Source organism: Pseudomonas sp. LBUM1651 (genome assembly GCF_059716135.1).
The window spans coordinates 773,797-785,975 of the sequence record NZ_CP166805.1 but is presented as its reverse complement, the minus strand read 5'-3'; the positions used below and the strand labels follow the sequence as shown (position 1 = coordinate 785,975).

The 12,179-nt window shown below is 59.7% G+C and carries 10 protein-coding genes and 2 pseudogenes; 4 read left to right on the top strand and 8 right to left on the bottom strand.

The window, feature by feature from the left end; translation table 11 throughout:
• Positions 1-30: 30 nt before the first annotated feature.
• Positions 31-447 (top strand): annotated as a pseudogene (locus ACA066_RS03580) (DUF2252 family protein); the annotation flags it as partial.
• A 130-nt stretch (positions 448-577) separates the two neighbouring features.
• Here ACA066_RS03580 and ACA066_RS03575 read toward each other — a convergent pair.
• Both ACA066_RS03575 and pmrG read right to left on the bottom strand, forming a co-directional pair.
• Positions 578-1,393 (bottom strand): phosphatase PAP2 family protein, encoded by an 816-nt coding sequence (locus tag ACA066_RS03575; RefSeq protein WP_497698154.1) that lies wholly within the window; start codon positions 1,391-1,393, stop codon positions 578-580.
• Positions 1,394-1,401: 8 nt separating this feature from the next.
• Positions 1,402-2,073, bottom strand: coding sequence for a lipopolysaccharide core heptose(II)-phosphate phosphatase PmrG (pmrG, locus tag ACA066_RS03570; protein WP_497699802.1), 672 nt, complete (start codon positions 2,071-2,073; stop codon positions 1,402-1,404).
• A 357-nt stretch (positions 2,074-2,430) separates the two neighbouring features.
• On the opposite strand from pmrG, the pseudogene ACA066_RS03565 reads away from it, so the two are divergent.
• The 3 genes and pseudogenes from ACA066_RS03565 to ACA066_RS03555 all read left to right on the top strand — a co-directional run.
• Positions 2,431-3,492: pseudogene (locus tag ACA066_RS03565) on the top strand (methyl-accepting chemotaxis protein); the annotation flags it as partial.
• Positions 3,487-4,350 (top strand): methyl-accepting chemotaxis protein, encoded by an 864-nt coding sequence (locus tag ACA066_RS03560; protein WP_497699801.1) that lies wholly within the window; start codon positions 3,487-3,489, stop codon positions 4,348-4,350. The pseudogene ACA066_RS03565 and the gene ACA066_RS03560, both read left to right, overlap by 6 nt.
• Before the next feature lie 610 nt (positions 4,351-4,960).
• Positions 4,961-5,323: a DUF6124 family protein gene (locus ACA066_RS03555; protein ID WP_497698153.1), complete on the top strand. Its 363-nt coding sequence runs from the start codon at positions 4,961-4,963 to the stop codon at positions 5,321-5,323.
• 281 nt (positions 5,324-5,604) lie between these two features.
• Here ACA066_RS03555 and ACA066_RS03550 read toward each other — a convergent pair whose 3' ends face one another.
• The 6 genes from ACA066_RS03550 to mdaB all read right to left on the bottom strand — a co-directional run bounded on the left by ACA066_RS03550 (position 5,605) and on the right by mdaB (position 12,069).
• Positions 5,605-5,973, bottom strand: a complete 369-nt coding sequence (locus ACA066_RS03550) for a glyoxalase superfamily protein (protein ID WP_497698152.1) — start codon at positions 5,971-5,973, stop codon at positions 5,605-5,607.
• Between the two features lie 156 nt (positions 5,974-6,129).
• Positions 6,130-7,605, bottom strand: coding sequence for an N-acyl-D-amino-acid deacylase family protein (locus ACA066_RS03545; protein ID WP_497698151.1), 1,476 nt, complete (start codon positions 7,603-7,605; stop codon positions 6,130-6,132).
• 150 nt (positions 7,606-7,755) lie between these two features.
• Positions 7,756-9,201: a SulP family inorganic anion transporter gene (locus ACA066_RS03540; protein ID WP_497698150.1), complete on the bottom strand. Its 1,446-nt coding sequence runs from the start codon at positions 9,199-9,201 to the stop codon at positions 7,756-7,758.
• 231 nt (positions 9,202-9,432) lie between these two features.
• Entirely contained in the window at positions 9,433-10,326 is an 894-nt protein-coding gene (locus ACA066_RS03535) for an NAD-dependent epimerase/dehydratase family protein (protein ID WP_497698149.1), read from the bottom strand.
• Between the two features lie 103 nt (positions 10,327-10,429).
• Positions 10,430-11,341 (bottom strand): LysR family transcriptional regulator, encoded by a 912-nt coding sequence (locus ACA066_RS03530; protein ID WP_497698148.1) that lies wholly within the window; start codon positions 11,339-11,341, stop codon positions 10,430-10,432.
• Between the two features lie 137 nt (positions 11,342-11,478).
• Complete coding sequence (gene mdaB / locus ACA066_RS03525) at positions 11,479-12,069, bottom strand: NADPH:quinone oxidoreductase MdaB (protein WP_497698147.1); 591 nt, start codon at positions 12,067-12,069, stop codon at positions 11,479-11,481.
• Between the last annotated feature and the right edge of the window lie 110 nt (positions 12,070-12,179).

Genomic DNA, 12,179 nt, shown 5'->3' with positions numbered 1-12,179 from the left:
GGAGCCACACCATGCATCAAGCCCTCCTTATCGCGGGTGCGGCATAACGGTCAGCGCGTGGTCGATGGCCAGCGACTGATGCAATCAGCCAGCGACCTGTTTCTGGGCTGGACCACCGGCCCCAGCGGGCGCCACTTCTACGTGCGCCAGCTGCGCGACATGAAAGTCTCGGCCGAACTCGAGACCTTCGACGCGGATGCGTTCGCCGCCTATGGGCGGATCTGCGGCCGCGCCCTGGCCCGCGCCCATGCCAAGTCTTCGGGGCAAGCCGCGCTGATCAGTGGCTATATCGGCAAAGGCGCAGCACTGGCCGATGCGCTGTTCAAATACGCACAACGCTACACCGAACAGAACGAGCAGGACTTTGAGCGTTTTCAGCAGGCCTGCCGCAAAGGCCTATTGCGCGCGCGTTCGGAAGCCGATTTTGCGGCGGATCTTTTGCCGTAGTCGTACTGAAGACGGCCTTTGAGCCACATGAATTTTTCTTCATCCCAATGCGCCTCACCAACCGGTACATTGCCCTCGCTCATTCAAGAAACTACGGTTTGCCCGCCCTCCCGCGGGCTTTTTTTTGCCTTCAGGAAAGACTGGTCGACTGTATTAAAACCACCGGCTCTTTGTACTTTTGCAGCACCGGCAGCTCCAGGCGCGCTCGCCCATAAAATGCCAACGCGGTCAGCAAACACGCCAGCCACACGAAGATCCCGGCCCAGAAGGTGTGGGACATGTAGTGCCAGCCTTGCAGAACCCGTGTCGTGCCGTAGACGAAACCGAGGAGCAGCGAGCCGTACATCAGCGCTTTCGAATAGCGCCAGCGGTAACGGCGCGCAACAAAGTACAGCGCAAGCATGGTGAACCCGCCCGAAGCATGCCCGCCCGGCCAGCAGCGGCCATCGCCGGCCTCCCTGAACAGCTGGAAATTGTTGTACCACTCCATATGGGCAATTTTCCCGCCGTAGAGGGTCGTTTCAATCGGGCAATACACGCTGGTGTGCGACTTGAGGAAATGAATCACGCCGGTGCAAATGGCAAACGCGAACACCACAAACAGAAAGTCCCGACGATGGTCGTAGGCAAATCGCAGCACCGGGCCAGCCTTGCTCCGCTCCAGGAAACGACCCAAACGCGGATATTTTTGCGTGTTGATCAGCGGCCAGACAAACGACAGCATCGCGCCGATCAAAGCAAGTTCAGCGGTCCAGTTCGGAATGATGCGCGCCCACTTGTGGGTGAGTTTTTCAAAGAAGCGAATCTGATCGAGCGGAAAGGTCTGGGTCACCGGATCAAAAAACAGATTGCTGAACGCGATGTCGATTTTTGTCATGTCGAACAACAGGAAAACCACGGCTGCGCAGGCCAGCGGAATGCCAAAGTTGATGCAGTAAAAACGCATGGACGTACTCATTGAGGGGTCACCAAGTGCCAGTCAGAAGCTTCGATGAAACCGAGCATCCGCGGTGCTTGCGCGGGTTCGGCGGACACAAACAACGAGGCGCCATAACCGAGACTGGAAGTCGGCCACTTGAGGTCTTTCTCGATCTGCGCCATGCATTCGCTGTGGGTCACCAGAATCAGATTGCGACCTGCCACTTTATGCGCCAGGGCATCGCGCAGCATCGTGCCCTTGCAGCTGATCAACCAGTCTTCATCGACGCCAACCTTGTTGAACATATAGCTGGCAGTCTGTGCGGTACGAATCATTGGACTGTTGTAGATGTCTGCCTTTTCCAGCCCCAGCTGTTCGAACTGCGCACCGACGCTCACCGCGACGCTGCGAGCGCGATCGGTAATACCGTCATTGCCACTCAGGCACGCGGCTTTGGAGTGATCGCAGCGCTCGACATGACGCACCAACACAATCAGCTCGCCCTTGGCCCAGCCGGTCAGTAACGCCTGGGCGCCGGTCGCATTGCCGTGGGCCAGGTCTGGCACAGCGGCAGGCCGCAACAGCCAGACCGTCAGCGGAACCACCAGCAACACCGAGGCCAGCACCACCGCGGTGTTTCGATATCGGGCAAAACGGCTCAAATCAATCGAGCGCGTTACCCCGAACAGACTCAGTCTCAGTCTCAGTTCCACATCAGGCCGCCTCACCGGCATGCATCAATTGTTTCAATGCCGCGAGGGTAGAGAGCCTGGCGTCGGCGAGCGGTGAAACCGATGTGAAAAAAAGCTTAAGGCGGACGCCGCTGTAGGAGCGAGCTTGCTCGCGAAGGACTCAAGCGCGCCGCGCTTATTCAGACAACACGCGTTATCGTTAACCTCCATCGCGAGCAAGCTCGCTCCTACAAAACGCCCACGCGCCGACAAAATCCTTTCAGCTCTCGCGATTGCTGCCGATACAGTCCTGTTACACACCCTTGGCTACCAAAAACAACAATCTTCCAGCCAACCGACGACCAAAAAGCGCAACGTTCCTGGAGGAATTTGATGAATAGCTGGTTCGGCAACATCAGCGTGAACATGAAACTGGGCCTGGGGTTTGGCCTGGTCCTGGCACTGACCTGCGTCCTCGCCCTGACCGGCTGGACAAGCCTGGGCAGCTTGATTGACCGCAGCAACTGGATGAGCGACATCACTCAGCTCAATGCCGGCCTGACCAAGCTGCGCGTGGTTCGCCTGCAATACATGCTGACCAACGGCGACGAAACCGCCGCGCAAAATGTGCAGACCACCCTTGAAGCGTTCTCCGCCCAGCAGCAAGCCTTGTTGGTGAAATTCAAGAGTCCGGAAAACCTCAAGCTGCTCAAAGAGCAAGGCGCTGTCATCGAGGCCTACAAAACGTCCCTGAACAAAATGCGCAGCGCCTACCGCACCGGTAACAGTACCCGCGATGCCATGAGTGCAAACGCGGAAACCGCCAATACGCTGATCAACGCCATCAGTACCCAAGTGCAGCAAATGCCATTGAGCGAGCAGCGTTTCGAACAATTCCAGGCCATCACCGCCGCCAAGGAAGCGTTCCTGCTGGCCCGCTACGAAGTGCGCGGCTACACCGCAACCACCAACGTCGAGACCGAGCAGAAAGCCGTTGGCCAACTGGACGCGGCCATTGCCAGCCTGAAACAACTGAATGTGCATTTCGCCGACACTCAGCTGGACGCCCTGCGTCAGCTGGAAACGGCGTTGAGCAATTACCGCAGCGCTTTGCAGGCCTATAAAACCGCGAGCAGCGATGCGGTGCAGGCACGCAAGGAAATGACAGATCAGGGCGCCGCCATCGTGACCCTCAGCGAGCAGCTGTATCAGATCCAGCTTGACCGCCGCGACGCCGAAAGCGCAAAAGCCCGCACCCTGCAAGTGATCAGCACCTTGCTGGCACTGCTGGTGGGCATCATTGCCGCGGTGATCATTACCCGTCAGATCACCGGCCCGTTGCGTGACACGCTGGCCGTGGTTGAACGCATCGCCAGCGGCGACCTGGCTCAGGACGTCAAGGTGACTCGTCGTGATGAACTCGGTGTGTTGCAGCAAGGCATCGCGCGCATGGGCGTGACCCTGCGCGACTTGATCAGCGGCATCCGCGACGGCGTCACTCAGATCGCCAGCGCTGCCGAAGAGCTGTCGGCTGTGACCGGACAGACCAGCGCCGGCGTGAACAGCCAGAAGATCGAGACCGATCAGGTGGCCACCGCCATGCACGAGATGACGGCCACGGTGCAGGAAGTCGCGCGCAACGCCGAAGAAGCCTCGCAAGCCGCAGCCGCCGCCGACGGCGAAGCCCGCGAGGGCGACAAAGTGGTCAACGAAGCCATCGCCCAGATCGAACGTCTGGCCAGTGAAGTGGTGCGCTCCACTGAAGCCATGAGCGTGCTGCAACAGGAAAGCGACAAGATCGGCAGCGTCATGGACGTGATCAAGGCCGTCGCCGAACAGACCAACCTGCTGGCGCTCAACGCAGCGATTGAAGCGGCCCGTGCCGGTGAAGCCGGTCGCGGTTTTGCGGTGGTGGCCGACGAGGTCCGTGGCCTGGCCCAGCGCACACAGAAATCCACCGAGGAAATCGAAGGCCTGGTGGCCGCTCTGCAAAACGGCACGCAACAAGTGTCGGCGGTGATGAACAACAGCCGCGTCCTCACCGACAGCAGCGTCGCGCTGACCCGCAAGGCCGGTGTGTCACTGGAAAACATCACCCGCACTGTGTCCAACATCCAGTCGATGAACCAGCAGATCGCCGCCGCTGCCGAGCAGCAAAGCGCCGTGGCCGAAGAGATCAGCCGCAGCATCATCAACGTGCGCGACGTGTCCGAACAGACTGCTGCGGCCAGTGATGAAACGGCCAAGTCCAGTGTTGAGCTGGCGCGGTTGGGGAATCAGTTGCAGATGATGGTTAGCCACTTCAGGGTTTGACACTCACTTCGCGGTGAGTGAAAGGTCCCCTTCGCGAGCAAGCCCGTTCCCACATTAAACCGCGTCCGCTCGGACAACTCGGTCAAATGTGGGAGCGGGCTTGCTCGCGAAGGCTATCTAACAAACAACCGAGAGATTCGGTGTGCCCCATTTTTTCTGCCAATTCCCGACCGAGAGGCCGAAAAAAGAACGTCGGATATTTCCCGTTTCTCTGGCTGAAATCAGCGCTTTTCTGTCTTGCACGTCGGACGCGTTACTGGTTTAGCCATACGTGTTTAATCGCGTTCCGCGTCACTTCCTGAAAGCTACAAAATCTTGCGGCATTGCCTACAGGTACGCCAGACTCCGCCGGCTTGTGCAGCTATACCCCGGGCTCTATCGTTTACCTGCCACTGCTCATCAGTGGTCGGGCTTAGCGGCCCGCGGTTCACAGCTGTTCGTGCAACCATCGCACAGGTATTTTTTATACCTGCGATTTGATGGTGGCTGTACGCAGGGCGCCTTCGGGCGCACCGGCTTTGCTGTGTTCCCCGGTCCGCTAACCTGCGTGCAGCCGCCACCCTTTTCGCTTAGCGGCCGAAGGGGTTGGCGCCCATAGGGAATACAGATTATGCGTAAAGTAACCCCTGATCCCCCGGAAGCAGACAACGCATCCGCGTCCGAAAACCCCGATCCTCAAAAGCCCGACAGAGCTACAGACCGTGACGTCGATGACGATCACCTCTCCTTCGCTGACATCCGAGCCACCCCGCGCACGCCTTGCACGATGTACATCGTCAACCCCGAAGTCGATGTTCAAACTCTGCTGGGGTGTGTGTGCGAATCACTGGCATCCGCCAATGTAATCACCATGGATCTGGCAGACCGAGAGACGGGGCCAAGTCGCAACACCCTGCTGGGCATCCATGAAATCATGATGGTGGCGGAAATCTCGGTGAACCGGGCACTGGACATTCTCGACCCCATTGAATAGAACGCTGCAGGATAAAAACTCGAGATGATTGGTCAGCCACTTCAGGGTTTGACGTTTACTTTGCGGTGAATGAAAGACCGCATTCGCGGGCAAGCCACGCTCCCACAGGTTTTGCGTCGGTCAATATAGGTGCGAACGACATAAGACCTGTGGGAGCGTGGCTTGCCCGCGAATACAATCGAACAGACAACGGACACTTGGAATCAGCCCCTAACCTCGCATTCACCGCACGCCCTTAGCGAAGGGGTAGATCTAACTCGAGGCGTCAGCTCTCTTCCGCCTTACACACTAATCGCATTGGTGAACACCAACCGATTCCCGAACGGGTCGGCGATGGTCATGTCCTGGCTGCCCCACGGCATTGCCTGGATCTGTGGATGCGAAAACTTGTATTCCTTGGCCAGCAGTTGCTGCTGAAACGCCTCCAGCTCATCCGTCTCGATGCGCAATGCCGAACCCGGCGTGCTGTCGCCATGGTGTTCGGAAAGATGCAGCACGCATTCGCCGCGAGAGACCTGCAAATACAGCGGAAAATCCGGCTCGAAACGATGCTGCCAGTCGATCTTGAAACCCAGGAAGTCGACGTAGAACTCCACGGCCTTGTTTTCGTCGAAAATCCGCAGGATCGGGGTGGTTTTTCCGAAGCTCATGAAGTTGCTCCCAGACTGGAAAGGCCCAGAGTGTAGTTGGGCTAGTGTCAGCGCTTCGGCTTGGCGATGGCTTTCTTTAATTGCAATGTGCCACCACGTGAAGCAGTTCTAAAGATTTGTCGACTGATCCGCCGCCATCGCTGGCAAGCCAAGCTCCTACAAGGAATTGTGAAGGCCTTGAAAACCTGCGCGCAAATCGCCTTGCCGCGCCAGAAACCGCCCTTCCCTTTTTCCGTTAGCCTGCCCGTCGCTGTAACTCAACACACCGTTGACCCACACCCCGTCGATACCTTCCGCCGCCCGTTGCGGATCATTGAAATCCGCGACATCGCGAATCGTTGCGGGATCGAACAACACCAGGTCCGCCCAATGCCCTTCACGAATCTCGCCCCGGTCCTTCAAACCGAATCGCGCTGCGGACAACCCGGTCATTTTGTGTACCGCGGTGTGCAGCGGAAACAGCCCTACATCGCGACTGAAATGTCCGAGCACCCGTGGGAATGCGCCCCACAAACGTGGATGCGGAAACGGGTCTTCGGGCAAGCCGTCAGAGCCGATCATCGACAGCGGGTGCGCGAGGATGCTTCGTACGTCGTTCTCATCCATTCCGTAGTACACCGCGCCGGCTGGTTGTAGCCGGCGGGCGGCATCGAGCAACGACACGCCCCATTCGGCGGCGATGTCCATCAGGTCACGGCCACCCAACTCCGGATGTGGTGTGGACCAGGTAATGGTGATGCGATGGGCGTCGGTGACTTGCTTGAGGTCCAGGGTCGAAGAGCTCGCCGCGTAGGGATAACAATCGCAGCCCACCGGGTGGGTTTTCGCGGCCTCATCAAGCGATGCCAGCAACTGCGGACTGCGGCCCCAGTTACCGGCGCCGGCACATTTGAGGTGGGAAATGATCACCGGGGATTTCGCGTGGCGGCCAATCTGGAACGCCTCGTCCATGGCTTCCAGCACCGGTTCGAATTCGCTGCGCAAATGGGTGGTGTACACCGCGCCGAATGCCGTCAGTTCTTCGGTCAGCTGCATCACTTCATCGGTGGAAGCCGAGAAGGCGCTGGCGTACGCCAAGCCTGTGGATAAACCCAACGCGCCGGCCTCAAGGCTCTCGCGCAGTTGCTCGCGCATCGCGCTGATTTCATCCGGTGTGGCCGTGCGGAACAGGTCGTCGAGATGATTGCTGCGCAACGCGGTGTGGCCCACCAGTGCGGCGACATTCAGCGTGGTGTTCGCCGCTTCGACCGCCGCGCGATAGTCGCTGAATGTCGGATAAACAAAGGCCGCCGAGGTGCCGAGCAGGTTCATCGGGTCTGGCGGATCACCTTTCAAACTCACCGGCGAAGCGCTGATCCCGCAGTTGCCCACAATGACGGTGGTCACGCCCTGGCTGAGCTTGGGCAGCATCTGTGGCTGGCGGATCACCACCGTGTCGTCGTGGGTGTGCACGTCGATGAAACCCGGCGCCAGCACTCGGTCGGCGGCGTCGATTTCTTCGCTGGCGGTGGCGTCGTGCAAGTCGCCGATGCGCTCGATGCGACCGTCCAGAATCGCCACGTCGGCGCGATAACCGGGGGCGTTGCTGCCGTCGATGATCAGGGCGTTGCGAATCAGCGTGTCGTACATCATGTCAGTCTCCCAGCGGCAATCCGCCGCGGACGTTCTTGATTGACTTCAGGATTGGCCAGCACCAGTTCGGTGGCAAGCAACATGCCGAACGCAGGAATCATCCGCGCCTTGCCCGGCAACTTCACCGCGTCAGCGAAACGCGACTCGGCGTCAATCGTGATTCACCCGCGCACGCTTGAGCAGTTTTTTGCAGCGCTCGGACAAGTGCAGCACGCGCAGATGCTTGCCGGCCTTGTCGTAGCGCTCGCGCAGGGTCTTGAGCGCGGCGATGGCCGAGTAGTCGACGAAACTCAGGTGACGACAATCAACCGTCACCACGGACGGGTCATTGGCGGGATCGAACTGGTTGAGAAAAGGGGTGGTCGAGGCGAAGAACAGCGTGCCATGCAGCAGGTAAAGCTTGCTGCCGTCGGCTTCGAGGTGACTGTCGGCATACAGCTCACGGGCCTGCTGCCAGGCGAAGTTGAGCGCGGCAATGATGATCCCGCACAGCACGGCGGTGGCCAGATCGGTGAACACGGTAATGACCGTCACCGCGACGATCACCAGCACGTCGTTCAGCGGCACCTTGTTCACGACCCGCAGCGAAGCCCAGGCGAAGGTTTGCTGCGACACCACGAACATCACCCCGACCAGTGCAGCCAGCGGGATGCGCTCGATCAGCGGCGACAAAAACAGGATGAACAGCAGAATCAGCACGCCGGCCACCACGCCGGACAACCGGCCGCGACCACCGGAGCTGAGGTTGATCACGGTCTGGCCGATCATCGCGCAGCCACCCATGCCGCCAAACACACCGGACACCATGTTGGCCGCGCCCAGCGCCACGCACTCGCGATCCGGAAAGCCACGGCTCTCGGTGATTTCGTCGGTCAGGTTCAGGGTCAGCAGGGTTTCCAGCAGGCCGACCAGCGCCATCAGGATCGCGTAAGGAGCGATGATGCGCAGGGTGTCCAGCGTCCAGGGAATGTCCGGCCACGCCAACGTCGGCAAGCCACCGGCGATGTGCGCCATGTCGCCCAGCGTGCGGGTCGGCAGACCGAGCAGATACACCGCCAGTCCTATGCCCAGAATCGCCACCAATGCCGGTGGCACGGCACGGGTCAGGCGCGGCAGCACGTAAACGATCGCCATTGTCAGCGCCACCAGCCCCGTCATCACGTACAACGGCGTGCCGCTGAGCCAGGCTTCACCGCTCTTGAAGTGTTCGAGTTGCGCCAACGCAATGATGATCGCCAGGCCGTTGACGAAGCCGAGCATCACCGGATGCGGCACCATACGCACCAGCTTGCCCAGTTTCAGCAAACCGAACGCCGCCATGATCAGTCCGCCCAACAGTACCGTCGCGAGCAAATACTGCACACCGTGCTGCACCACCAACGCGACGATGACCACCGCCATCGAACCGGCCGCGCCGGAGACCATGCCCGGCCGCCCGCCGAAGAGCGCCGTCAGGGTGCAAATGATGAACGCGCCGTAAAGCCCCATCAACGGATTGAGGTGGGCCACCAGCGCGAAGGCGATGCATTCTGGAAGCAGGGCGAATGAGGTGGTGAGTCCGGCCAGGACATCGGCGCGCAGACGTTTTGGTTTCATGGGGGACTGGACACAGCAGGGAAAGAAGGGGCGGATGGTACGGAAATGAGCACGGACCGGCCAGTTGTTGGGCCTTCAGAAACGCATTCGCGGGCAAGTCGGATCGCCGCCCGCTTGCTCCTACAGGTTTTGCGTCGCTCGCCAATTCCGTGAACGACACAAAACCTGTAGGAGCAAGCGGGCGGCGATCCGACTTGCCCGCGAAGAACGATGACGCGGTCTAAAGCGAACTCAAACCATCTCGTCCCGAATCCACTCAATCACCGACGTCCGCTTCGGCATCCACCCCAGCAGTTCCCGCGCATGCTTTCCGCGAACCCGGCTGTTGGAACCCAAACCATAGTTGGCCATCTCATAACCCCACTCGGCCTCGGCATCTTTCAGCGGCCAGTCCTGAGGCTCACCGAGATTCAACGCCTCGGCAATCGCCGTGGTCATGTCGATGAACGACGCTTCACCGCTTTCAACGAAGTAGAACGTGCCCGGCACATTTTTGGTCAGCGCCAGCAGGTACAGGGAAACAACGTCTTCGATATGCACGTTGGACCAGATGTTCTGGCCGCTGCCGACATGACGAACCACGCCACTTTTGCGCGCCTGTTTCAGCAAACGCGGCAATTGCACGCTGTCACGCTTGACGCCCAGGCTGTGGCCGTAGATCAGGGTGTTGCAGATCACGGCCGAGTTCACCCCGTCTTTCGCCGCAGCGAGGATCAGGTTGTCGATGGCCACGCGAGCAGCCTTGTCGACGGTCGGTTCCGGCAAGCTGTCTTCGTAATAGATGACGTCGCTGGACTTGCCGCCCGACGCATCGCCGACGATGCTCGAACCGCTGGTGTGCAGGAACACTTTGTTGGAGCCGCGCAAGGCATTCAGCAAAGCTTCCACCGCACCGCGATGGTCGCTGCTGGCGGCGTTGATCACGGCGTCGGCAGCGCGGGCCTGTTCGGCCAGTAGTGCGCTGTCGTCAAGAGTGCCGACGACCGGGGTGATGCCCAAAGCGCGCAATTCATTGGCCTGTTCGGTGCTGCGCACCAGGCCGGTGACTGTGTGGCCCGTACGGACCAGGCCGGTGGCGATGGAGCCGCCGATAAAACCGGCAGCGCCGGTAACGAATACGTTCATGGAGAAACTCCCTGCGTGAATAAGTGATGCAACGAGTATCAAGCAGCCATCACTGACGAAAAATCCCCATTGACCCAATTCACTCTTGCGCAGGGATCACGAATCAGCCTTTGAAATCCGAGTTCGCGTAAACCGCCAATTTGCCCTGGATGAAGTCCAGGAAGCACTGAATACGCAGGGCCAGTTGCGAGTTGCGGTAGTACACCGCGTTGATCGGCTGGCGATATCCGCTGTTGAAATCCGCCAGCAGCACCTTCAGGCGTCCGGCGCGGATGTCGTCGATGGTCATGAAATGCGACAGGCTGGCAATGCCCTGGCCTTGCAGCGCCAGGTGCCTGATCGTCTCGCCGCTGGACGCGCTGATCGATGCCTGAATCGACCAGCGATCACCGTGCACATAGCGCAACGGCCATTGGTTGAGACCTTCGTTATTCGTAAAGCCCAGCAACGCGTGCCCGGTCAGCTCCTCGACCACCATCGGTGTGCCGTGTTGCTCAAGGTAAGCCGGGCTGGCGACGATGTGCAGCGGACTGCAACCCAGCGAGCGGGCGTGCAGGGTCGAGTCGGCCAGGGTGCCGATGCGGATGGCGATGTCAGTGCTCTGTTCGAGCAGGTCGATGATCAGGTCGTTGCTGTTGAGCTCCAGCTGAATGTCCGGGTAGAGCCGACGGAATTCGTCGATGTACGGGACGATGGCGTGCAGCATGAACGGCGAGGCGGCGTTGATCCGCAAGCGCCCGGATGGGGTTTGCTGGCGTGAATTGAGGCGCTCTTCGAGCTCGTCCATCTGATCGAGAATCAGCTTGGCGTGCTCGAAGAAATACTTGCCCTCCTCGGTCAGGTCCATGCGTCGCGTGGTGCGGTTGATCAGCGTGGTGTCGAGCTTGGCCTCCAGCCGAGACAGCGTGCGGCTGACCGCCGAAGGCGTTTGCCCGACCTGCTCGGCGGCAGCGGAAATGGACCCGCACTCAATCACGCAGACGAAAATCTGCAACTCATCGGATCTGGCTTTCACGTGTGTCCCTTATCGATAGCTCAGCGAAGGCTTTTCGTAGGAGCAAGGCTTGCCCGCGATGGCGCCCTTAAGATCGCCATCGCGGGCAAGCCTTGCTCCTACAGGTTCTGGCTCATGCTTCCGATAGTAGCCGAGCCTCAAGCCTTGAGGCCAAACACCTCGGTCAAATGCTGCTCATAGCGCGCCACGTCGGCTTCGATGTTCGGGCGCTTCATCACGTCAACGCACAGGAACGTCGGCAAACCGGTCATGCCGATGAACTCGTTGGCCTTGTGGAACGGGAAGTACACCGCGTCCACGCCCTTGGCTTCGAAGAAGTCGGTCGGGTCGTCGAAGGCTTGCTGCGGCGCGTTCCAGGTCAGCGACAACATGTATTGCTTGCCCTGCACCAGACCACCGCTGCCGTACTTTTGCGAGGCGTCGGAACGGGTGCGACCGTCGCTGGCGTAGAGGCTGCCGTGGCCTTCGGTGAAGACTTCGTCGATGTACTTCTTCACCGTCCACGGCGCGCCCATCCACCAGCCGGGCATCTGATAAATGATCACGTCGGCCCAGAGGAATTTGGCGACTTCTTCGGCGACGTCGTAACCCTCGTCGATGAAGGTGGCTTTCACGTCAACGCCGCCGCGATCCAGCACGCTTAACGCAGCTTCATGCAGGGTGGCGTTGTAGCGGCCGTCGGAGTGAGCAAACTTTTTGCCGCCATTGAGCAACAGGACTTTTTTCATGAGAAATCTCGGAAGGGTCAGAAATTGGATGGCGGCAGGTTAATGGCCCGCCTCGCGCGGAATAAGCCCTGAATTCACAAAATTCATTTGACCCATACGCACGAATCAAC

Bases quoted from the DNA above. Each gene is read 5' to 3' on its own strand.
- ACA066_RS03575 (WP_497698154.1), bottom strand. From the start codon at position 1,393: ATGCGTTTTTACTGCATCAACTTTGGCATTCCGCTGGCCTGCGCAGCC.
- ACA066_RS03560 (WP_497699801.1), top strand. From the start codon at position 3,487: ATGGGCGTGACCCTGCGCGACTTGATCAGCGGCATCCGCGACGGCGTC.
- ACA066_RS03555 (WP_497698153.1), top strand. From the start codon at position 4,961: ATGCGTAAAGTAACCCCTGATCCCCCGGAAGCAGACAACGCATCCGCG.
- ACA066_RS03550 (WP_497698152.1), bottom strand. From the start codon at position 5,973: ATGAGCTTCGGAAAAACCACCCCGATCCTGCGGATTTTCGACGAAAAC.
- ACA066_RS03545 (WP_497698151.1), bottom strand. From the start codon at position 7,605: ATGATGTACGACACGCTGATTCGCAACGCCCTGATCATCGACGGCAGC.
- ACA066_RS03540 (WP_497698150.1), bottom strand. From the start codon at position 9,201: ATGAAACCAAAACGTCTGCGCGCCGATGTCCTGGCCGGACTCACCACC.
- ACA066_RS03535 (WP_497698149.1), bottom strand. From the start codon at position 10,326: ATGAACGTATTCGTTACCGGCGCTGCCGGTTTTATCGGCGGCTCCATC.
- mdaB (WP_497698147.1), bottom strand. From the start codon at position 12,069: ATGAAAAAAGTCCTGTTGCTCAATGGCGGCAAAAAGTTTGCTCACTCC.